This is a genomic window from Campylobacter sp. CFSAN093227 (assembly GCF_012897855.1).
GTDB classification, from domain to species: Bacteria; Campylobacterota; Campylobacteria; order Campylobacterales; family Campylobacteraceae; genus Campylobacter_D; species Campylobacter_D jejuni.
Genome location: NZ_CP040610.1, coordinates 1,394,270 through 1,416,389, shown reverse-complemented (window position 1 = coordinate 1,416,389; position 22,120 = coordinate 1,394,270). Strand labels below are relative to the sequence as shown.

The 22,120-nt window shown below is 30.8% G+C and carries 22 protein-coding genes and 1 pseudogene; 8 read left to right on the top strand and 15 right to left on the bottom strand.

The window, feature by feature from the left end; all coding sequences use genetic code 11:
* Positions 1-3 precede the first annotated feature (3 nt).
* Genes FBF06_RS07410 through FBF06_RS07400 form a run of 3 tightly spaced genes read left to right on the top strand, consistent with a single transcriptional unit; the run spans position 4 to position 3,537 of the window.
* The gene (locus FBF06_RS07410) at positions 4-1,218 is read left to right on the top strand and encodes a DUF2920 family protein (protein WP_052777346.1); all 1,215 of its coding nucleotides are present in this window, start codon (positions 4-6) and stop codon (positions 1,216-1,218) included.
* Between the two features lie 12 nt (positions 1,219-1,230).
* Positions 1,231-2,445 carry a DUF2920 family protein gene (locus tag FBF06_RS07405; RefSeq protein ID WP_052777347.1) on the top strand — a complete coding sequence of 405 codons (1,215 nt, stop codon included), beginning with the start codon at positions 1,231-1,233 and terminating at the stop codon, positions 2,443-2,445.
* Between the two features lie 21 nt (positions 2,446-2,466).
* Entirely contained in the window at positions 2,467-3,537 is a 1,071-nt protein-coding gene (locus tag FBF06_RS07400) for a hypothetical protein (protein ID WP_057041396.1), read from the top strand.
* Here the strand turns inward: FBF06_RS07400 and FBF06_RS07395 are convergent.
* Complete coding sequence (locus FBF06_RS07395; protein WP_002777686.1) at positions 3,534-3,761, bottom strand: acyl carrier protein; 228 nt, start codon at positions 3,759-3,761, stop codon at positions 3,534-3,536. The genes FBF06_RS07400 and FBF06_RS07395 overlap by 4 nt on opposite strands.
* A 39-nt stretch (positions 3,762-3,800) precedes the next feature.
* The gene (locus FBF06_RS07390) at positions 3,801-5,309 is read right to left on the bottom strand and encodes an AMP-binding protein (protein ID WP_002874692.1); all 1,509 of its coding nucleotides are present in this window, start codon (positions 5,307-5,309) and stop codon (positions 3,801-3,803) included.
* A gap of 60 nt (positions 5,310-5,369) precedes the next feature.
* Between FBF06_RS07390 and FBF06_RS07385 the strand changes: the two genes are divergently transcribed.
* Both FBF06_RS07385 and FBF06_RS09880 read left to right on the top strand, forming a co-directional pair.
* On the top strand, positions 5,370-6,596 hold the full coding sequence (locus FBF06_RS07385; RefSeq protein ID WP_168977606.1) for a DUF2920 family protein: 1,227 nt from the start codon (positions 5,370-5,372) through the stop codon (positions 6,594-6,596).
* Positions 6,597-6,608: 12 nt separating this feature from the next.
* A pseudogene (locus FBF06_RS09880) lies at positions 6,609-7,822 on the top strand (DUF2920 family protein).
* Between the two features lie 13 nt (positions 7,823-7,835).
* On the opposite strand, the gene FBF06_RS07370 reads toward FBF06_RS09880, so the two are convergent.
* The 12 genes from FBF06_RS07370 to dcd are packed head-to-tail and all read right to left on the bottom strand — an operon-like array spanning position 7,836 to position 17,875.
* Positions 7,836-8,057, bottom strand: coding sequence for an acyl carrier protein (locus tag FBF06_RS07370; protein ID WP_011989739.1), 222 nt, complete (start codon positions 8,055-8,057; stop codon positions 7,836-7,838).
* The gene (locus FBF06_RS07365) at positions 8,057-9,118 is read right to left on the bottom strand and encodes a beta-ketoacyl-ACP synthase III (protein ID WP_057041383.1); all 1,062 of its coding nucleotides are present in this window, start codon (positions 9,116-9,118) and stop codon (positions 8,057-8,059) included. The genes FBF06_RS07370 and FBF06_RS07365 overlap by 1 nt, the downstream gene beginning before the upstream one ends.
* A complete protein-coding gene (locus FBF06_RS07360; protein WP_002810163.1) occupies positions 9,108-10,670 on the bottom strand; it encodes an HAD-IIIC family phosphatase in 1,563 nt (520 codons plus the stop codon). Before FBF06_RS07360 ends, FBF06_RS07365 begins: the two co-directional genes overlap by 11 nt.
* Positions 10,667-11,083, bottom strand: coding sequence for a VOC family protein (locus tag FBF06_RS07355; protein ID WP_002791673.1), 417 nt, complete (start codon positions 11,081-11,083; stop codon positions 10,667-10,669). The genes FBF06_RS07360 and FBF06_RS07355 overlap by 4 nt, the downstream gene beginning before the upstream one ends.
* The gene (locus tag FBF06_RS07350; RefSeq protein ID WP_002909649.1) at positions 11,076-11,969 is read right to left on the bottom strand and encodes a class I SAM-dependent methyltransferase; all 894 of its coding nucleotides are present in this window, start codon (positions 11,967-11,969) and stop codon (positions 11,076-11,078) included. Before FBF06_RS07350 ends, FBF06_RS07355 begins: the two co-directional genes overlap by 8 nt.
* Positions 11,966-12,196: an acyl carrier protein gene (locus FBF06_RS07345; protein WP_002781997.1), complete on the bottom strand. Its 231-nt coding sequence runs from the start codon at positions 12,194-12,196 to the stop codon at positions 11,966-11,968. The genes FBF06_RS07350 and FBF06_RS07345 overlap by 4 nt, the downstream gene beginning before the upstream one ends.
* A 30-nt stretch (positions 12,197-12,226) precedes the next feature.
* Positions 12,227-13,018, bottom strand: coding sequence for an N-acetyltransferase LegH (gene legH / locus FBF06_RS07340; RefSeq protein ID WP_002856586.1), 792 nt, complete (start codon positions 13,016-13,018; stop codon positions 12,227-12,229).
* 20 nt (positions 13,019-13,038) lie between these two features.
* Positions 13,039-13,830 (bottom strand): AAC(3) family N-acetyltransferase, encoded by a 792-nt coding sequence (locus tag FBF06_RS07335; RefSeq protein WP_032583156.1) that lies wholly within the window; start codon positions 13,828-13,830, stop codon positions 13,039-13,041.
* Positions 13,827-15,137 carry a DUF4910 domain-containing protein gene (locus FBF06_RS07330; RefSeq protein WP_168977604.1) on the bottom strand — a complete coding sequence of 437 codons (1,311 nt, stop codon included), beginning with the start codon at positions 15,135-15,137 and terminating at the stop codon, positions 13,827-13,829. The genes FBF06_RS07335 and FBF06_RS07330 overlap by 4 nt, the downstream gene beginning before the upstream one ends.
* Positions 15,130-16,260, bottom strand: a complete 1,131-nt coding sequence (gene pseC / locus FBF06_RS07325; RefSeq protein ID WP_168977603.1) for a UDP-4-amino-4,6-dideoxy-N-acetyl-beta-L-altrosamine transaminase — start codon at positions 16,258-16,260, stop codon at positions 15,130-15,132. The genes FBF06_RS07330 and pseC overlap by 8 nt, the downstream gene beginning before the upstream one ends.
* Position 16,261: 1 nt before the next feature.
* Entirely contained in the window at positions 16,262-17,266 is a 1,005-nt protein-coding gene (pseB, locus tag FBF06_RS07320) for a UDP-N-acetylglucosamine 4,6-dehydratase (inverting) (protein WP_002845077.1), read from the bottom strand.
* Positions 17,267-17,314: 48 nt separating this feature from the next.
* Complete coding sequence (gene dcd, locus FBF06_RS07315) at positions 17,315-17,875, bottom strand: dCTP deaminase (RefSeq protein ID WP_002869981.1); 561 nt, start codon at positions 17,873-17,875, stop codon at positions 17,315-17,317.
* Between the two features lie 147 nt (positions 17,876-18,022).
* On the opposite strand from dcd, the gene accB reads away from it, so the two are divergent.
* The gene (gene accB / locus FBF06_RS07310) at positions 18,023-18,478 is read left to right on the top strand and encodes an acetyl-CoA carboxylase biotin carboxyl carrier protein (RefSeq protein WP_002853623.1); all 456 of its coding nucleotides are present in this window, start codon (positions 18,023-18,025) and stop codon (positions 18,476-18,478) included.
* Between the two features lies 1 nt (position 18,479).
* The gene (locus FBF06_RS07305; RefSeq protein ID WP_002867331.1) at positions 18,480-19,811 is read left to right on the top strand and encodes an acetyl-CoA carboxylase biotin carboxylase subunit; all 1,332 of its coding nucleotides are present in this window, start codon (positions 18,480-18,482) and stop codon (positions 19,809-19,811) included.
* 36 nt (positions 19,812-19,847) lie between these two features.
* Here the strand turns inward: FBF06_RS07305 and salC are convergent, their stop codons facing one another.
* Positions 19,848-20,663 (bottom strand): peptidylprolyl isomerase SalC, encoded by an 816-nt coding sequence (gene salC, locus FBF06_RS07300; protein WP_032583153.1) that lies wholly within the window; start codon positions 20,661-20,663, stop codon positions 19,848-19,850.
* Positions 20,664-20,727: 64 nt separating this feature from the next.
* On the opposite strand from salC, the gene gltX reads away from it, so the two are divergent.
* On the top strand, positions 20,728-22,119 hold the full coding sequence (gltX, locus tag FBF06_RS07295; RefSeq protein WP_011049940.1) for a glutamate--tRNA ligase: 1,392 nt from the start codon (positions 20,728-20,730) through the stop codon (positions 22,117-22,119).
* The last annotated feature ends 1 nt before the right edge of the window (position 22,120 follow it).

The window sequence follows — 22,120 nt, the reverse complement described above, 5'->3', positions numbered from 1 at the left end:
AAATTGCTTATAAACCAAACCTTTGAAATTGATTCTTGTGATGATGTAGAATTAAATATAAAAAGAACTAGCAAACTTGAATACCGCATTAGCTATGATGATGAAAAAGATATCAAAGCCATAGTTTTTGTCATAGGAGGTTATGGAGCTAATGCAAATATTTCTTTTTTAGATTTTGATAGGGAATATATTGCTAAAAATTTTGATGTTGTAGTGGTACATGTTTTTTATCATTGTTTTTGTGCAAGAATATCAAATAATAAAAAGTATAGTGCTTCTATTAGCTTCATGGAGGAGGATTTGTTAAGTCTATCTAAGATTTTGTTAGATTTTGGCATTAATCCACAGAATCTTGATTGTAAAAATTCTACCAAGTATTATGAATTGCTTATTCAGCATATTATTACTTTAAAATCACAAGGAAAATTAGCGCAAAATTATCAAGCGAAATTTACTTCAACTTTTATCCCACCTAATGGAGATTATCAAAACTATGGCATTATGGCAGCTATTGATCATATCAATGCTTTAAAAGATTTAGTTAAACGCTTTCCAAAATTTGCAGATTTACCAAAAATTTATGGGGGGGGGTCTTATGGAGGATACTTAGCCTTGCTCATAGCAAAGATAGCTCCTTGGTATGTGGATGGCGTGATTGATAATTCAGGAACTGTTTTGCCATTATTGGAATGTATAATAGGAAAAGATTTAAGTAGACCCGAATTTTTTTTTAGTGATTTAAATAAATTGGTAGGCATGTTTATTAAAACGTACTGGACTAGAGAAGATGAAAGATTATCTTATTTTTTTACTAATGAAAATTATATGATTCGTTCTTTGTTAAATTCTTCCCATTTAACTATACAAGCTAGTGTCAATAAAAATATTATTTTAGTATCTTATCATAGTTTAAAAGATCCATTTAATACAGCAAAAGATAAACAAACTCTTTTTTTAGCGTATAAAGAGCTAGGATATGACGCCACTTTACATTTAATAAAAGACGAAAGTGAGATTGATGGAAGATTTATAAAAGATTTAAATCATGGTATGAGGATTACTGATAAAGCCTTATTTAGAAAAGAACTTCCTTTAATGCTTGAAAAACTACAAAAAAGAAAATCTTTCATGCAAGAAAATTCCATCTCTTATCCTTGTGGAAATAAAGTGTTTACTTTTAAAGATGTAGAAAATCAGTTAAAATTGATTATTAATTAAAAAGGAAAATATATGCTTATAAACCAAACCTTTGAAATTGATTCTTGTGATGATGTAGAACTAGGTATTAAAAGAACCAGTAAGCTTGAATATCGCATAAGTTATGATGATGAAAAAGATATCAAAGCCATAGTTTTTATAGTGGGTGGTTTTGGAGCTAATGCAAATATTTCTTTTTTAGATTTTGATAGGGAATATATTGCTAAAAATTTTGATGTTGTAGTGGTACATGTTTTTTATCATTGTTTTTGTGCAAGACAAAGTATTGATCAAAAGTATAATCCAAAGCTTATTCCCAATCAAGATGATTTAGAGCGTGTAAATGGCATTTTAAAAAATATTAATTTAGGACATTTATCGGTTAATAAAGATAATTTTGAACAAATTATTCCTCTTATAGAGCAAAAAGTTAATAAAATGAAACAAGCAGGTTTGGTTGATGAAAGCCAAAAAATAGAACTTTCTTGTGATTTTATCCCACCTAATGGAGATTATCAAAACTATGGCATTATGGCAGCTATTGATCATATCAATGCTTTAAAAGATTTAGTTAAACGCTTTCCAAAATTTGCAGATTTACCAAAAATTTATGGGGGGGGGTCTTATGGAGGATACTTAGCCTTGCTCATAGCAAAGATAGCTCCTTGGTATGTGGATGGTGTGATTGATAATTCAGGTGTTTGCTTGCCATTTTTGGCGTGCATTTTAGGAAGAGAAATGAATCAAGGGGAATTTTATTTCGAAGGAAGTGGTTATAGACTTTATTGTTTTGTATATAAATACTGGAATAGAAATATGAATTCTTCTTATTATTTTGGTGATGAAAATTATTTAATCAGAGCAGTTTTAAATTCAAACCATCTTCAAATTCAATCAAATTTAAATAAAAATACCATTTTTGTAAGCTATCATAGTATACAAGATATGGGTGCGCCAGTGCAAAATAAAATAGAACTTTATAAGTGTTATCAGGAATTAGGATATGATGCAACTTTACATTTAATAAAGGATGAAAATGATATAGATGGTAGATTTGTAAAAAGTTTAGAGCATGGACTTAGAATGACTGATAGGGCTTTATTTAGAAAAGAACTTCCTTTAATGCTTGAAAAACTACAAGGAAGAAAATCTTTTATGCAAGAAAATTCTATCTCTTATCCTTGTGGGAATAAAGTATTTGTGTTTAAGGATTTAGAAGATAAATTTGAGTTAGAGATGATAAATTAAAATAAAGATAAAGGATATAAAATGACAGCATATTTACATATAGGAACTACTAATACAGGAAATCAAGAAAAACAAGGCTTCTTGATGCAAAACGAAGAAAAGCTTTTGCAAAAAGCTTATATTTACCCAAAAAGTCTTAGAGTGGCAAATAGGCATTGGGCTTTGGTGGATATGGTTTTAGAATTGGTTCAAAAAGAAGATATTTTAAAAAAAGAGAGTGTTTTAAGTCATATCACAAATGAAAGACTTCTTAGAGCTATAGAAAATTTTAAAAGTGAAAGTGCTTTACATAAAGATAAAAAATTTATTTTTTCAGCTGAGGGTATAGTTTGGGATTTTTCTACCAAAAAACATGTAGAAATTTTAGAAAAGATTATGAGAGAGTTAGGTTTTACTCAAATTTATATTATTGTGTATTTTAGAGATACTTTGGGTTATTTAAACTCACATTGTTCCCAAGATCATAAAAATAATATGGGGTATTATTCTGCTGATTTTGCTCCGCAAGATCATCCTAGAAAATATATTTTTGACTATGAATGGATTTGCAAAACTCATGCTGAGGTATTTGGAGAAGAAAATTTGATAGTAAGACTTCTAAGGGAGGATTATGTAGGAGGGACTTTACTTAAGGATTTTGTTTATCATTTAGGACTTGAATGGGATGAGAGTTTTGTTTTAAAACAAACCAAAAATGAAAGTTTTAATCTTTTAGGAATGGAGCTTATGTCAAGATTAAATCAAAAAGATTTAAAGCAGGATAATCTTAATTCTTTGCTTTTTATGGCAAGAAGAAAATTTGAAGGCAGCAAAGAAAAAAGATTAAAATTTGCAGTGCAAAAAGATATTGGTAAAGCTTATGTGGATTATTTTGCTTCTTCACTTGAATGGGTAAAAAACAAATATTTCCCGCATAAAAATTCTCTTTTTACTCCTGTGAATTGGGAAGAATATGAACAAAATTATACTTTAACCCATATGCTAAGTAAAGATTGGGATGATGTGGCGGATTTTATAGCACAAATTATTGTTTCTAAAAATGAAATCATCAGTTCTTTAAAAGAACAGCTTGAACTTGCAAGGAAAGATTAGTCTTTCATTGCAGTTTCAAGCATTTTTTTGATATTTTCAAAGCTTTCAAAATTTTCAGGTGTGATAAATTCTGCTTTTAAGGGTTTTTTATAAAATTTTTCTATTTCGGCAACCAAAGCCATGATATCGATACTATCGATAAAATCTTCACTTACTAGATTTTCCATACTCTCATTGATATCTGTTCTTTCTATATTGATAAAAAATTGTTTGATTTCTTGCATTTTTTCTCCTTTAGTTTTTTGAAATTATAAAATATTTATTTAAACAAGTTCTTTTAAAACCTTTCTATCAATTTTACCATTTTGATTAAGCTTAAATTTGTCGAGTTTAATAAAATTTTTTGGGATCATATAAGAAGGTAATTTATCTTTCAAAAAAGCTTTAAAATTAATTTCTTCTTCACTTTCATAAAAACAAATAATATCTTCTTTAAAAATACAAGCACTGTTTTTAATATTCACATGAGAATTTATCACGCTTTCTATTTCTCCAAGTTCTATTCTATGTCCCATATATTTTATCTGATTATCTGCTCTTCCGTAGCATAAAAGCTCTCCAAATTCATTATAAGAAACGATATCTCCTGTTTTATAGAGTAAATCTAAATAATTATCATGTAAAGGATTTTGAATAAAAGCTTGTTTGGTTTTTTCTTTGTCATTATAATACCCTAAAGACAAAGAAGTTCCACGCACAAAAAGCTCCCCTTTAACACTTATTTGTTTAGGACTTATGAAATTCATATTTTCATCAAAAACTAAAAGTTCTGTGTTTTTACATGCTTTGCCTATAGGTAAAAGTTCTTCATCTTTAAAAGTACGATTGATGATATAAAAAGAACATACATCAGTGATTTCTGTTGGACCATAAAGGTTGGCAAATAAAGCATTGGGTAAGTGTTTACGCCAAATATTTAGCTGTTTATTGGGCATGATTTCACCACAAAAAAGTATCTTTTTTAAGGCGTTTAAACTAAAATTATTCAAAGCTTCAGTATTTGCAAAATAAATCAGCACCGAAGGTACCCAAAATATAGTGCTTACTTTTTCTTTTTCAAGACATTCTAAAATTTTATTTGGAAAGGCAAAAAGATGATTAGGTAAAAGGTGTAAAGTTGCTCCTGATTTTACATTTGAAAAAATATCTAAAATGCTATTGTCAAAATAAAATGGTGCTTGATTGGCTAAAATTTCATTCTCATCAAATTTAAAAGTCTCACACACCCAAAAAGTATAATCAATCACACTCTTATGTGCTATGCTTACTCCTTTAGGAATACCTGTGCTTCCGCTAGTAAAGAAAACATAGAGTAAATTAGTATCTATGTGTTTTTCTTTAGCATTTTTTAGCAAACTCTCATCTATATTAAAACTTTCAAAGTCTTGTGTATAAAGCGTAGGCAAATCTAAATTAAAATTTAAATCCTTTGAAGTGATAAAAAGTTTAGGTTTTAAAACTTCTATAACTTTTTCTACTCTTTCTTTAGGACTTTTCTCATCTAAAAGGGTATAAAAATTTCCACTGAGTGCCACTCCAAAAAATGAAATCAAACAATCAATCCCTTTAGGCAAGATGATTAAAACAGGAGCTTGAGCAGGATTATCATTTCCTAAAGTTTTTAAAATTTTACTGGCTAGTTTTTTAGAAAAGAGATCAAAGTCTTTGTAAGTGATTTCCTTTTTTTCTTTGACAAAGGGTTCTACAAAAGCAGTTTTTTCGCTAAATTTGATTAAACTTTTTTCTAAAAAATCATAGATATGAGTTGTCATGATTTACCTTTTTAATTTTTTGTAATATAATATCGATAAATTAATAAAAAAGGCCTTTATATGCTCATAAACCAAAGCTTTGAAATCGATTCTTGTGATGATGTAGAATTAAATATAAAAAGAACTAGCAAACTTGAATACCGTATAAGTTATGATGATGAAAAAGAGATTAAAGCTATAGTTTTTATAATAGGAGGTTATGGAGCCAATGCAAATATATATTTTTTAGACTCTTATAGAAATTATATTGCTAAAAATTTTGATGTTGTAGCAGTGCATGTTTTTTATCATTGTTTTTGTCAAAGGCGTTCGGATGTTGAAAAGTATTCAACATTAGCAGATTTTACAAAAGATGATTTAAAATTAATAGAAAAAGTGCTTCGTAAATACAATATTCCATGTGATCAATTAGCCAATAATACTGTAGTTAGTCATTGTGAATATTTGAGCGAGATTATGACAGAATTAAAAATGTTAAATCGATTGCCTTATGATTTTGAAGAAAGACTAAGTGCAACTTTTATTCCTTCGCGTGGAGAATATCAAAATTTTGGCATTATGGCAGCTATTGATCATATCAATGCTTTAAAAGATCTAGTTAAACGCTTTCCAAAACTTGCAGATTTACCAAAAATTTATGGGGGGGGGTCTTATGGAGGATACTTAGCCTTGCTTATAGCAAAAATAGCTCCTTGGTATGTGGATGGCGTGATTGATAATTCGGGTTCGGCTGTTCCACCGCTTAATTATATTATTGGTAGAGAGTTGGAATTTAAAAGCAAAGATACTAATGGGGATATGTATATGCAGGGCGATCATTTTTTTGTGAGTTGTTTTCTAAAAACCCACTGGACGCGTAAAGAAAATTCACCTTATTTTTTTAATAATGAAAATTATTTTATTAGAACATTGTTAAATAAGGATCATTTGATTTTGCAAAGTCAAAAAAATAAAAATATTATTTATGTGAGTTATCATAGTAAAGAAGATCCTTTAACTCCAGCAAATTTTAAAGAACTAACCATGCAAATATTAAAAATTTTAGGTTACGATGTAAGCTTAAATTTGATAGATGAAAATAAAATTGATGGAAAATTTATTAAAAATTTAGATCATGGTTGTGGTATACCTGATAAAGCCTTATTTAGAAAAGAACTTCCTTTAATGCTTGAAAAACTACAAAAAAGAAAATCTTTCATGCAAGAAAATTCCATCTCTTATCCTTGTGGAAATAAAGTGTTTACTTTTAAAGATGTAGAAAATCAGTTAAAATTGATTATTAATTAAAAAGGAAAATATATGCTTATAAACCAAACCTTTGAAATTGATTCTTGTGATGATGTAGAACTAGGTATTAAAAGAACCAGTAAGCTTGAATATCGCATAAGTTATGATGATGAAAAAGATCTCAAAGCTATAGTTTTTGTCATAGGAGGTTATGGAGCTAATGCAAATATATATTTTTTAGATTCTTATAGAAATTATATTGCTAAAAATTTTGATGTAGTGACAATAAATGTTTTTTATCATTGTTTTTGCCAAAGGCGTTCAGATGTTTTAAAATACGATGCAAGTGCAAAATTTTTAGAAGAAGATCTGGAAAATTTTTCTAAAGTATTGAATGATTTTAACATTGATAGTAGAAATTTAAATTCTAATAATGCTTTAGAATATTATCATCATTTAGATCATTATATTACTACTTTAAAATCACAAAGAAAACTAGCGCAAAATTATCAAGCGAAATTTACTTCAACTTTTATCCCACCTAATGGAGAATATCAAAATTTTGGCATTATGGCAGCTATTGATCATATCAATGCTTTAAAAGATCTAGTTAAACGCTTTCCAAAACTTGCAGATTTACCAAAAATTTATGGGGGGGGTCTTATGGAGGATACTTAGCCTTGCTTATAGCAAAGATAGCTCCTTGGTATGTGGATGGTGTGATTGATAATTCGGGTTCGGCTTTGCCACCTTTAAATTATATTTTAGGAAGAGAAATGGAGAGTGGTTGTGATTATGTTTTAAATAGTTCGCATATTTTAATACAATGTTTTCTAAAAACCCACTGGACGCGTAAAGAAAATTCACCTTATTTTTTTAATAATGAAAATTATTTTATTAGAACATTGTTAAATAAGGATCATTTGATTTTGCAAAGTCAAAAAAATAAAAATATCATTTATGTAAGTTATCATAGCGATAAAGATCCTCTAACGCCTGCCAATTTTAAACAACAAACCATGCAAATATTAAAAATTTTAGGTTACGATGTAAGCTTAAATTTGATAGATGAAAATAAAATTGATGGAAAATTTATTAAAAATTTAGATCATGGTTGTGGTATACCTGATAAAGCCTTATTTAGAAAAGAACTTCCTTTAATGCTTGAAAAACTACAAAAAAGAAAATCTTTCATGCAAGAAAATTCCATCTCTTATCCTTGTGGGAATAAAGTGTTTATGTTTAAAGATGTGGGAGATAAATTTGAATTAGAGATAAAAGATTAAAACCTTAAAGGTTTTAATCAAGCTTTGCTAAATTGATTAAATCACTTACTTTTTGACAATTTTTCAAGTCCTCGGCTGTGATTTTTAAAGCAAAAAGATTTTTATAAAGCACCATCACAGATACAAAAGCCAAGCTATCCCACTCATCTATATCATCAAGTAGCATATCCTCGCTTAAGTTCTCATCTCTATGCATAGCTTCTTTAAGCTCTTCTAAAAATTCAGTTTTTGTCATTATTTCTCCTTTGTGTAAATTAAAATATCTTTTGTGTATAAATCTTTGAAATTTAGCACCGCACTTCCCCAGCTAAGCCCTGCACCAAAAGCACTTAAACTCGCTTTAAATTCTTTTGGAGTATCTAGTTCGCAAAGTAGGGCAGGTAGTGAACAAGCGCTTAAATTAGCGTATTTTTCCATGATGAAATTAGGAACTTTATCATCATTAAGTTTTAATTCTTCTTTGATGCAATCAACCAAATACGCATTAGATTGATGAAAAAGATGAAAAGCAATGTCTTTTTCATCTACTTTAGAAAATTCTAAAATTTCTTTAAAGCTTTTAGGTTCGCATTCCAAAGCCATATTGAAAATATTTGCTCCGTCCATATAAAGATTTTCTAATTGTCTAAACTCCTCAGTTTGCATGAGTGAATCATCGTTGAAAATATCTGCTTTAGGTATTCTCATCGCACCTTTTGGAATGATGAGTTTATCAAAATGTTTTCCATCGCTTCCAAGCTCAAAAAAAGCTTCGTTAAAATCCGTTTTTTCAATTAAAGTTGCACTTACTCCATCACCAAAAATAGGAGCTAAATTCATATTTTTAGGGTGGATGAATTTGCTTAAAGTATCTCCACAAATGAGTAAAATTTTACCTAAGCCACTTTGTATTAAAGAATGAGCGACAAATAAGCCGTATAAATACCCTGCACAAGCTTGCCCTAAATCAAAAGCTACAGTTTTGGAGCTTAAATTTAAAAGTTGGTGTAAATAACAAGCCGTAGAAGGCATGAAAAAATCAGGACTTTGAGTTACTACGATGAGTGCATCAAGGCTATTTTTATCTATATTTAAACCTTGTAAAAGTGTATTGGCTGCGTGTTTTCCAAGATCGCTTACGCAAGTGTTTTCATCGCAAATATAACGCGTGTTTAAACCTATGACTTTTTTCATTCTTTTAAGGGTTTTAATATCATTTGAAAAAACGCTTTCTAACTCATCATCAATGCAAATTTTATGTTCAGGTACGCTTACGCAAATGCCTGAAATTTTAGCTTTATCAAATCTAGTTTTCATGGATTATAAGTCCTTTGAAGTTTAAATTTTGAAATGGAATAAGGGCTGAGTTTTTTTCAAATTCTTTGGAAATTTGTTCTAAAAAGCTCAAAAATGGCATATTTCTTTCGCCTTTTTGATAGTAAAGCCTTGCATTATTGTTTTTAAGATCAAAGAAATGTAAAGCTAGTTCAAAGGCTTTAAAAAACATTCTAGTTTCAAGTTTTCTACCTAAAGCCCTACAAGAAATGCAAAGATCATCGATAAATAAATTTCCTTCTTTACAAGAAAAAACAAAAATAGCGATAATCCCACTATCGCTTAATTTATCACTCATACTCACACTTACAATGAGTTCTTTTTGCATGTGTTGTGCGACTTTTTCTTGATTTAAGCGTGTGTAATTAGCGATAAATTGATTGGTTTTGCCTAAAAGTTCGCTAATGCGAGGGATATTTTGCAGATCATTTTTGCTAAAATTTAAGCTGATTTCAAGATTTTGAAAATATTCTTCATCGCTTAAGCTTTTAAGCTCTTCTCTTAAAGCATTGGCTGCTATATCTTTGGCACGAATTTGATCTTCTTTGGTATTTGAAAGTTTTAAAAGATTAGGAAAAAGTTTGATTTTATAAAGTATATTTTCATCGCATAAAAGTGTTTTAACGCCTGTAAATTTGGTATTTTCAAGCTCGGCGATATTATCATCTATAAAAAGCATAGCGTTAGTATTTATATTAAATTTTTTAGCAATTTTTAAGATATTTTCACCCTTTGGTTCCCAATTGATCATTCTAGCATCAAAATCATCCCATTGTAAGATAAAATCTTTCCTTGTTTCAAAAAGTTTTTTTGCGTCTTTTTCTTCATTTTTTGAAGCTAGGGCAAGTAAAAACCCTTGTTTTTTAAAAGTTTTAATTTTTTCTTGTAAGGTTTTGTGCAAAGGACTTAAATTAAGATTATCTATACCCTCTTCACCTAAAATTCCTTGATACAAGGTATTATCAAGATCAAGTACAAGAGCTTTAAGAGCGGGTTTTACAAGTGCAGGGATGAGACTAAGTCCTAAAATTTGTGCCAAGAAAATCAAGGCTTTATTATTAAGCTTAGAGCCTGTAAGTTCTTCTTTAGCTAAGTCTAAAATATCTTCTTCATCAAAATACTCTTTTATGAGTTTTTCTATGTTAAAAATTTCACAATTTAAAATTTTTTTATCTGTTTTAAATTCTCCTAAACTAAGAACTAAAATAGGGTTTTGTGAAATTTTTCTTAGTTCTAAAAGTCTTTCTTCTATAAAATTTTGCACATTATTTTTATAGCGGGTTAAATCTAGCCATAAAAGTTCTAAACTAGCTTCTTTAAAGTTATCAAAACTCAAGCTATCATCATAAGAGCTGAAATTAAACTCAGCTCTTAAATTAGCAAAATGTAAAAAAGGAGCAATGATACTTTGCACTCCTTCAAAAGCATGATTTCTATGGACATTAATAAGAAGATCTTGACTTTTGCTAAAGTCTAATTCTTTGGCGAATTTTATAAGCTCATTGCGTTTTAAATGGGGTGAAAAAAGATTCATTTTAGCTCCACAAGTTCGATTAAAAGCCTATTTGGCATCATGATAAAACAAAGTTTAGCAAAATAGCTTGCTTGCATAATAGGAACAATACAAATGCCTCCTTGTTGTTCCAAAAGAATTAAATCTTGGGCGATATTTTTACTTTCATAGGCTAAATGATACATTTTGGTATTATTTTTCAAATAGCTATCTAGTGGTCCTTTATCGTTTAAATTTTGCAAAAGTTCAAATCTATACTGTGGAAATGCTTCATTACAAGGAATGATAAATTCGCCTCTTACTCCTTGTTTTTCATCTATAAATTCTGATTCTTTATAAAAACCTAGTTTAAAAAAACATTCCCTTTCTTTTTCTAAATTTTTACAAGCCACGCCTATATGATGAAGGGGTAAATTGAGTGTTGTATTAAGCATTTAAAACTACTGCCATAGTGATAGCATTTTTAAATTTCAATGCTTTTTCCAAACTATAATCATTTGCCATAAAACATTCATAAGCTTTAAATTTTAAGCCTGATTTTTCTATCAAATCTTTAACTTCATCAGGATGGGAAAATAAATAAATATGATCAATAGCAGGAGCATTGATAGGAATAGTTGCAAAAATTTCCCCTCCATCGCTAAGAAGCTCTTTAGATCTTTTAAGGAATTCAAGAGGTTTTTCTACGTGTTCTAGCACTTCTCCAATCACTATCAAATCAGCTTTTTTATCAAAATCATAAGTAAAAAAATCTTGACATAAAAAATCACATTTTGTAATCAACCCCCCTACTTGTTGTTTTACCATTTTTTGAGTAAGTTCGCAACTTGTTGGAGAGATATCAAGTCCATAAAAGGCGGAAAATTTACCACTTTTAACTGCTCTTGCAAAATATTCTCCATGGCCAGGGCCTATTTCAAAATAAGTTGTTTTTGGAGTAAAATTTTTTAAATATTGTGAAAAATACTTTCTCACTTTAATATGAGCTATCCAAACAAAAGAAGAAAGAGCTAAGCCTATCATGTATTGTTTCATATAGCTTTCATTAAAATAAACTTTATCCTTAACTTCATCAAAGCTAGAATAACGATAAGCCCCATTTTCTATGAAAAATTTTGTTTCTTCTAAAGTATCGTTAAGGATCAATAAATAACAATCGCATTGTTCTTTTATACTGATACCATCTTGAATATAATAAGAAATTAATTTATCAAATTCTTCTTCGTCTTCTTGTGAAAATTCAATTTTTTTAAGATATTTAGAATGGATAGGATTTTTTTGAGCGATGGCTTGAAATAATTTTTCAATATTTTCTTTCATTTTTCTGCCTTTAGGGTTTGAATTTTTTCTAGTAAAGCGCTTTGAGATTTTAAGAGACTTAAATCTTCTTTGTTAAATTTGATTTCAAATTCTTCTTCTAAACTCATGATGATATCAATATGAGCTAAAGAAGTCCAGTTCTTGCAGTTTTCCATGCTTAAATTTGTATTTTCATCTACTTTGGTTTCAAGTATATTTTCTAAAATTTCATAAAATTGTTTTTCCATTGTGTACCACTTTCTTGAGAATGTTGAAAATTAATATATTGTATCATAATTTTCTATTAGAATTGTTTGGTTTATATCTAATTTTTTCCATAAAATTTCTATATATTCTTTAGCGTTGTAAATATTTATATGATCTCCTGCAAAATTGTTTTTTTTAAAATTTTTAGTATTATTAACAATATTGATAATGTTAATTAAATTGGGTTCAGAAGATATGTCAAGTTTTCTAACATAATAACTAATGGTTTTATTGTATGATATATTGTTTTCATCAATTAAAATTCCAGAGAAAATTTTATGATATCTGTAAAATACATTAAATTGTTCTTCTGCATAATGTGTTAGTGTGTGTCCTTGGCCTCCAAATGTCATATATTTTCCATTCTCTTTGGTTAAAACCTCATAAACACAATTTTCCCCAAAACAACTTGTTGTATCTTTTAAAAATAATTCTTCTTTTGCTCCTTTTATAGCAAAAGAAAATATAGGATCGTTTGTGCGTTTTACTCCTGTTTGTTTGCGAAAATATTCATTTAATGCTCCCATTTTTGTTTTGGAATTTATTTTGTCATAAACTTCATTTTTGCAAAAACTATAAGTAAAGGTTGGCATGATCAAAGTGCCTTCTTTGCCTATAACTTCAAAAAAACAATCTAATATAGTCTGTAAAAATTCATTTCTAGAAAGCAAGGGAAAACCGAAATTAAAAAGTTCAGTATGCACACACAAGGTATCGCCTTTTTGTAGTCCTAGTTTGTAAAAAGTTTCTATGAAGTCGTAAGTGGAGTATTTTTTATTTTCAAATTCAAGTAAATATTTCATAAACTACCTTTAAATATTTTTCATAAAAGAAGCTTTTCATATATGGCAAATTTATCCTGCTTAAGGGCGTTGCCTATGGCTTTGACATATTCTTTAGCATCATAGCTTTCTAGAAAATCTCCTGCAAATTTTATGCTTTTGTAATACCTTGTTTGCCGCACGATTTCATTTATCTTATCAAGGCTGCATACATAGGCTTTTTCCAAGTCTCTTACATAATAATTTATCCTTTTTTCTCTTTTTTGTCCTAGCTCGTCAATCACCAAGCCCTTAAATTCCTTAAAATACCTGCAAAAGCTGGTATTTCTCTCTTCAGCATAATGCGTTAGGGCGTGTCCATAATTCAAGCCTAAAAGCATAAATTTCCCACCTTCCCTAGTTAAAATTTCATATACACTATCCTTTCCAAAACAGCTTGAGTTTTCTTTTAAAAAAATATCCGCTTTAGCACCCTTCACAGCAAAGGAAAAAATAGGGTCGCTAGTTCGCCTAACCCCCCCCCCGCTAGTTCTAAAAAATTCATTCAGCACTCCCACTTTGCCTTTAGAATGCACTTTATCATAAGTTTCATTTTTGCAAAAACTATAAGTAAAGGTTGGCATTAGAAGAGTGCCTTCCTTGCCTAGCACTTTAAAAAAGCATTCAAGTAAGGTTTTTAAAAAATCATTTTTAGTAAGCAAAGCTTTGCCAAATTTCATAAGTTCTGTATGTACGCATAAAATATCACCCCTTTTTATACCTAGTTGATAAAAAGCATCTATTAAATCCTTATCGGAGTATTTTTTGCCATTGTGTTCTAAAAAATATTTCATTTTACCAGTCCATAAAATTTTATTTTTTCCAAAAGTTCTTTAAATTCATAAGCTTGCATATTTAAGATATTGGCTATATCGATGATATCATTTTCCCCATCACAGTAAGCCAAAAAATTACAAGCCAAAGGAATGTCATTAGCAGTGCTAAGAGTGTGATATAGTCCTCTTTTACCAAGATTGGGTTCGCATACTATGGTGTTTTCATATACAGCGTTGATTTCTAGATTTAAAATCATTTCTTGTATGCTTGAAAGTCCACCCATTAAGCCTTTTTCAGAGATAAAATTGAGATCATCTTTTGAGTTATGATATCCATCATAGTCACCGTATCTTGTGCGACATACTCCTACAATGCCAAGATTTACAAGCGGAGCATTGTATTGTCTTTCATCGCTTCCACGATCCAAAAAACTAAAAGCTTTGAAATTTTCTTTATTTTTAAGCGTATGCAAGGCAACTTTATCGCTTAGAGTGTTTTCTTTAGGTGTATGTATGAGTGAGTAAGCATGATCATCGCCTAAGCAAGAAAGCACAAAGCCTGCTTTAACATATTTTTTTAAATGCTCTAAATGTTTGCTAAGATAGACTATAGACCCTATGGTTTCAGGGATGATGACAAAGCGGTAATTATATTTTCTTTCTTTTAAACTCAAAAGCCATTTTGCTAGGAAAATAGCCACCACAGGGCCACTAAGCTCGTTATTTGCCATGGAAGGGTGGCAAAGATAGGTTGAAATTAAAATTTCATCTTTTGAGTTTTGCGTACTAGGTAGGATAAAATCAGCATAATCCAAAACCCCATTTTCATCATGTTTTGCATCGATATAGACTTTGTATTTGCCTTTTTTGAGTTTTTTTCTTTCATTATGCGTGAGACAAAATCCCCAACGCCTTTTGTAATAACTCGTTACATAAGGAATAGCATCGGGCATTTCTTCTATGGAGTAAAGATGATCTTGAAGTTCTTCTAGTTCGATTTCTTGATCGATAGCTTCGCTATAATTTAGAAGGTGTAAGTTATGCTTTTTAAAATCACAAATTTTTTCTCCTTCTGGAGTGATAATATAGGCTTCTTTGGCGTTCCATTCATCAGGGACTATCCAGTCAAAAACCTTTGTACCACTTTTTATAGAGTGAAATTTGAGTATCCTCCCCCCCCCCAGAGTTTTATTTAAAATTTCTAAACTAGCTCTAAAACCTTGTCCTGTGATACTTCTAGGGATGGGAAAAAGTTCACAAGCTAGTTCATACATAGCCTTTCCAGTTTGGCTAAAATCTTGGCTTCTAAAGTCTAGCTTATTCACAATATCCCTTTTTAACTTTTTCAAGAATGCTAAATAAAGTATCTTTTACAAATTTTGCATCTTTTAGATTCATTTCTTGATGACAAGGTATGCTAAGCTCGGCTTTGTAAAAATTATCCGCATTTTGGAGTCTGATTTCTCCTAAGAGTTTTTTATAAAAACTAAACTCATAAGTAGGTTTGTAATGCACCTGTACGCCAATTCCTGCATGAAGTAAGCTTTCAAAAAGTTCTTCTTTTTGACAATAAAATTCAGGAAAAAGCAAGATAGGGTATAAATGTCTTGAGCTTTTTTTATAATTTTTGATTTTTATCGTGGAAAAATAAGGATTTTTTTCAAATTCTTTATCGTAAAAACTTGCGATTTCTTCTCTTTTTTCAAGATTATGATCGAGTTTTTTAAGCTGGTTTATCCCTAAAGCACAAGCAACATCGCTTAAGCGGTAATTATAGCCAAGTTCTACCATATCGCTATCCCAAAGCCTTTTTTTAATTATACCATGGCTTTTTAAAAGCTTGATTTTGGTGATAAGCTCTTCATTATCACTCACCACAGCCCCGCCTTCAAAAGTAGTGATGGGTTTAACAGGATGAAAAGAAAATATAGAAAGATCGGCTTTTTTTCCTACTTTTTCACTTTTATATAAGGCACCTAAAGCATGGCTTGCATCATCGATTAAAGGGATATTGTATTTTTTAGCAAGGCTTGAAATTTCATCTATTTCAACGCTATTTCCCCCAAAATCCACCACGCTAATAGCTCCTATATTTTTACTATCTTTTAAAAGTCTTGCTTCTAGTTTTTTTTCATCAATATTACCATCGTTTTTAATGTCGATAAACTCTACCTTAGCTCCAGCTATTAAGGCCGCATTAGCCGTAGCAGCGAAGGTTAAAGGAGTGGTTAAAACGATTTTTTCTTTGATGCCTAGTGCTGTATAGGCAAGATGAAGGGCTGAAGTGGCTGAGTTTAATACACAAGCGTGTTTTACGCCCACATATTCGCAAAGGGCTTCTTCAAATTCATCTACCTTTTTACCTCCAGTTAAAATTTCATCTTTTAAAGCTTTTGTAAGCGTATCTATATCGCTTTGATCGATGTTTTGATGAGAATAAGTAAGCATTTTAAAAACCCTCGGTGTGATTGATGATTTCTAAAAGTTCTTTTTCGCTTGCCCATAAAGGATTATTATCCGAGCTATAAGAAAAACCATCTTTTACCTTTTGCCCTTTTTCGCCTAGGGCATTGATACTAAAGTCATTATCTTTATCTACAAATTTAATACTCGGGCTTATAGCATAGTAGTTTTCAAATTCATAGGTTAAATGGCTATCATCGCTTGAAATCATGATTTCATGTAGTTTTTCTCCTGCTCTTATGCCTATGATTTTATGGCTTAAATTAGGAGCTAGAGCATGGGCTAGATCGGTGATTTTCATCGAAGGAATTTTAGGGATAAAGATTTCTCCTCCATGCATTCTTTCAAAATTACTCAGTACAAATTTTACTCCATCTTCAAGGCTGATCCAAAAACGAGTCATTCTCGTATCGGTGATAGGAAGTTCTTTAGCTCCTTCGCTGATGAGTTTTTTAAAGAAAGGCACCACTGAACCTCTTGAACCTACAACATTGCCATATCTTGTAACACCAAAGCGTGTTTGCTTGTTACCTGCTATGTTGTTTGCAGCGACAAAAAGCTTATCGCTTGCAAGTTTGGTTGCACCGTATAAATTTACAGGATTACAAGCCTTATCCGTACTAAGAGCGATACATTTTTTAACCCCATTTTCAAAACAAGCATCTATGACATTTTGCGCGCCGTGGATGTTTGTTTTTATACATTCCATAGGGTTATATTCAGCAATAGGCACATGCTTCATCGCAGCAGCATGTATAACAAAATCTACATCACGCATAGCAGTGCTTAAACGCTCTTTGTCTCTTACATCTCCTATGAAATAACGCATGCAAGGAGCGTTAAAAACGCTTGCCATTTCAAATTGTTTAAGCTCATCACGAGAATAAATGATGATTTTATTAGGTTTATAATTTTCTAGCAAAACCTTAGTATAGGTTTTTCCAAAAGAGCCTGTTCCGCCTGTGATTAAGATATTTTTTCCGTTAAACATTTTGCCTTCCTTTGCTTAAGTTTTTTAAAATTAAAGCAACAAGTGTTCCTATTTTAAAATTCTTGGCAAGGTTATGCCCGTTTGAGCTTGATACTTGCCTTTTTTATCTTTATAAGTGGTGTCACATTTTTCATCACCTTGTAAAAACAACACTTGTGCTATGCCTTCATTAGCATAAATTTTTGCAGGTAAAGGCGTAGTATTTGAAATTTCTATAGTAATATGTCCTTCAAAACCTGGTTCAAAAGGGGTAACATTGACGATGATACCACATCTTGCATAAGTGCTTTTGCCAAGACAAATAGCTAAGACATCATCAGGCATTTTAAAATACTCTATAGTTCTAGCTAGGGCAAAAGAATTTGCAGGAACTATACATACATCACCTTCAAAATCTACTACATTTTCTTCTACGAAATTTTTTGGATCCACTACAGTTGAATTAACATTGGTAAAAATTTTAAACTCACGCCCTACGCGTATATCATAACCATAGCTTGAAAGTCCATAGCTTACCACACCTTTTCCTATATTTGCTTCGCAAAATGGTTCGATCATCTTGTGTTCTAATGCCATTTTTCTTATCCAATTATCCGCTTTTAAGCCCATTTTTAACCTTTTAATATTTGTAATTGTTTGTAAGGATTATAACCTAAAAAATCTATATTTTTTATGATTTTTTTCTTTTTTAAAGTTAAATTTCAAGTTTTTTTATATAATACAAGATTAAGTTCTTAAATTTTGTAGGAGAATTTTATGACAAAAGAAGAAATTAAAGAGTTAGTAAACCTTTTTGCTGAAGCAAATATTAGTAAAATTAAAATCAAAGAACAAGATGGTTTTGAAATAGAACTTGAAAGAGATATGTGCTGCGATGTTCCAGCTCCTGTTTGTCCTCCAGTTCCAGCTCCACAACCTATCAATGTAAGCGTTGTAAACGAAGCTCAACCTAGTCAAAGTGTAAAATCAAACAAACCAAGTATAAATAGCCCTATGGTAGGAACTTTCTATCAAGCTCCAAGTCCAGGTGCAGCACCTTTTGTAAAAGTAGGCAGTACGGTTAAAAAAGGCGATACTATAGCTATTATCGAAGCGATGAAAATTATGAATGAAATTGAAGCGGAATTTGATTGTAGGATCGCTGAAATTTTAGTTGCTGATGGTCAGCCTGTAGAATTTGGAATGCCTTTATTTGCGGTGGAGAAATTATAAAATGGAAATTAAAAGCATATTAATTGCTAATCGTGGAGAAATAGCACTGCGTGCTTTAAGAACGATTAAAGAAATGGGTAAAAAAGCAATTTGTGTGTATTCTGAAGCAGATAAAGATGCTTTGTATTTAAAATACGCTGATGCAAGCATTTGTATAGGCAAAGCAAGAAGTTCTGAAAGCTATTTAAATATCCCAGCTATTATTACAGCAGCTGAAATTGCTGAAGCAGATGCGATTTTTCCAGGATACGGATTTTTAAGTGAAAATCAAAATTTTGTTGAAATTTGTGCTAAACATAACATCAAATTTATAGGTCCTTCTGTGGAAGCTATGAATTTAATGAGTGATAAATCAAAAGCAAAACAAGTCATGCAAAGAGCAGGCGTACCTGTGATCCCAGGAAGCGATGGGGCTTTGGCAGGAGCTGAAGCAGCTAAAAAACTTGCCAAAGAAATAGGTTATCCTGTGATTTTAAAAGCAGCTGCAGGTGGTGGTGGTCGTGGTATGCGTGTGGTTGAAAATGAAAAAGATCTTGAAAAAGCGTATTGGTCAGCTGAAAGCGAGGCTATGACAGCATTTGGCGATGGAACTATGTATATGGAAAAATACATACAAAATCCACGCCATATAGAAGTACAGATTATAGGAGATAGTTTTGGGAATGTGATTCATGTGGGCGAAAGAGATTGTTCTATGCAAAGACGCCATCAAAAACTTATAGAAGAATCCCCTGCGATTTTGCTTGATGAAAAAACACGCACTAGGCTTCATGAAACTGCTATTAAGGCAGCTAAAGCCATAGGATATGAAGGTGCGGGAACTTTTGAGTTTTTAGTAGATAAAAATTTGGATTTTTATTTTATAGAAATGAATACGCGTTTGCAAGTTGAACACTGTGTAAGTGAAATGGTAAGTGGGATTGATATCATAGAACAAATGATTAAAGTAGCAGAAGGTTATGCTTTACCATCTCAAGAAAGTATTAAATTAAATGGGCACTCTATAGAATGTAGAATCACAGCCGAAGATTCCAAAACTTTCTTGCCAAGTCCAGGTAAGATTACTAAATACATTCCACCAGCAGGACGCAATGTCAGAATGGAAAGTCATTGTTATCAAGACTATAGCGTGCCTCCTTATTATGATTCTATGATAGGCAAACTTGTAGTTTGGGCAGAAGATCGCAATAAAGCTATTGCAAAAATGAAAGTAGCTTTAGATGAGTTGCTTATAAGTGGGATAAAAACAACCAAAGATTTTCATCTTTCTATGATGGAAAATCCTGATTTTATTAATAATAATTACGATACAAATTATCTTGCAAGACATTAAAATTTCCCTATTAAAGGGAAATTTTAATTGTAATTTTTATCTTAAATATTCTATATTGATTTTAGAGCGGAGTTTATCAAAATAATCCTGTATAAAATTTTGTCTTTGTTCACTTACATAAGCGTTTAAAACTTCATTTTTAACTTGTTCATATTCAGGAGTTTGTGCCCCATCTCTGCTTTTAACTTCATAGAGTTCATAGCCATTTTTTCCATTTAAAACAGGGGAAAAGCCTCCAACAGGAATTTGTGATAAAAGCCCTAAAAGTCTTGGATCGGCATTGCTTGTGTTTAAAGATGCATTTTGTGGTTTAAGGATTGTTTTTTTTGTATTTTTGATATTTTCTAAAGTTTGAGGATTGTTTGATAGATAAATATTTGCATTAATTTGTGTATAAAAAGTGAATTTATCTTTATTTTGTTCGAAAAATTTTTTTGCTCCATCATCACTAAAATCAGTTTTTGCCATACTTGCGATTTTTTCATAAAGCTTTCTTTTTTCTAAGTCTTTTTTAAAATTTGCACGAAATTGTTCATAGCTTTGATTTTTGGATTTTAAATTTGCTTTGAAAGCATTTAAAGTCGTTTTGTTTTGAGCAAGCATTTTATTTATAGCATCATCAAGCTCTAGATCATTGACTACAATACCTAGTTGTTTCATTTGTGAAATTTCCATTTTTTCATTGATGAGTACGCCTAAAGCTTTATTTCTATCAATTTTAAGTGCTTTCATAGTTTGATCTATATCATAAGTTGTGATAGGCTCTTTGTCTACAACTATAGCTATAGCATTAATGGTATTTGCACTAGCTAAACTTGCAAAAAATGCAAAACTTAATAAAATTTTTTTCATTTCAAACCTTTATTTAAGTATAAATATCGCATTATATCAATAAAAATTTAAGAAAAGGCAAAAAATGCACGAAAAACTTACAACGCGTTTTGCTCCAAGCCCAACAGGGTATTTGCACATAGGTGGACTTAGAACAGCTCTTTATAATTATTTATACGCTAGAAAAAATGGTGGAAATTTTTTACTTCGTATCGAAGATACGGATTTAAAAAGAAATTCCAAAGAAGCTACTAAAGCAATTATCGAAGCTTTTAAATGGTGCGGTTTAGAACATGATGGAGAAGTAACTTACCAATCAGAGCGTTTTGATCTTTATAAAGAATATGTTAAAAAGCTTTTAGATGAAGGCAAGGCGTATTATTGTTATATGAGTAAAGAAGAATTAGAAGAATTGCGCGCCAAGCAAGAAGCTGCCAAAGAGCGCCCAAGATATGATGGAAGATATAGAGAATTTACAGGCACGCCACCTCAGGGTATAGAGCCTGTTGTGCGTATTAAAGCACCTCAAAGCGGTGAGATTGTTTTTAAAGATGGGGTTAAAGGCGAGGTGAGATTTAAAGCAGAGGATATAATGGATGATTTTATCATTGCAAGAAGTGATGGAACTCCAACTTATAATTTTACTGTTGTTATTGATGATGCTTTAATGGGGGTAAGTGATGTGATTCGCGGAGATGATCATCTTTCAAATACTCCTAAACAAATTGTGCTTTATGAGGCATTGGGTTTTAAAATTCCTAAATTTTTTCATGTGGCTATGATACATGGAGAAGATGGTAAAAAGCTTTCAAAAAGACATGGGGCAACTGATGTTATGGAATACAAAGAAATGGGAATTTTACCTCAAGCTTTGCTTAATTTTCTTGTGCGTTTAGGTTGGAGCCATGGTGATGATGAGGTTTTTTCATTAGAAGATTTGAAAAAACTTTTTGACCCTTATCATATTAATAAAAGCGCATCTTGTTATAATGCTAAAAAGCTTGAATGGCTTAACGCTCATTATATTAAAACTTTGCCTTTTGAAGAGATTAACCGTCAGCTTAAGGATCTTGGCTTTGATTTATCTGTTTATGAAAAGGCAGGATTTTTACTTGATTTATTAAGAGAGCGTGCAAAAACCTTGCATGATATTATCAATGGTGCAAAAAGTATAGTTAATGCGCCGCAAAATTATGATGAAAATGCAGTACAAAAATTTATTAACAAAAATAATTTAGAATTGCTCCAAGCATTTGCTAATACACTTAAAGATCAAAAAACAGGTAAAGATTTTGAAGATTTTACAAATGATTTTTTAGAAAAAAAAGAAGCAAAGTTAAAAGATTTGGCTCAGCCTATACGCATAGCTTTAACAGGGAGTGCGGTAAGTCCTAGTATTTTTGAAGTATTAGAATTTTTAGAGGTTGATGAGTGCAAAAAAAGAATAGAAAATTTTTTAAAAGTTAGAGGAAAATAAA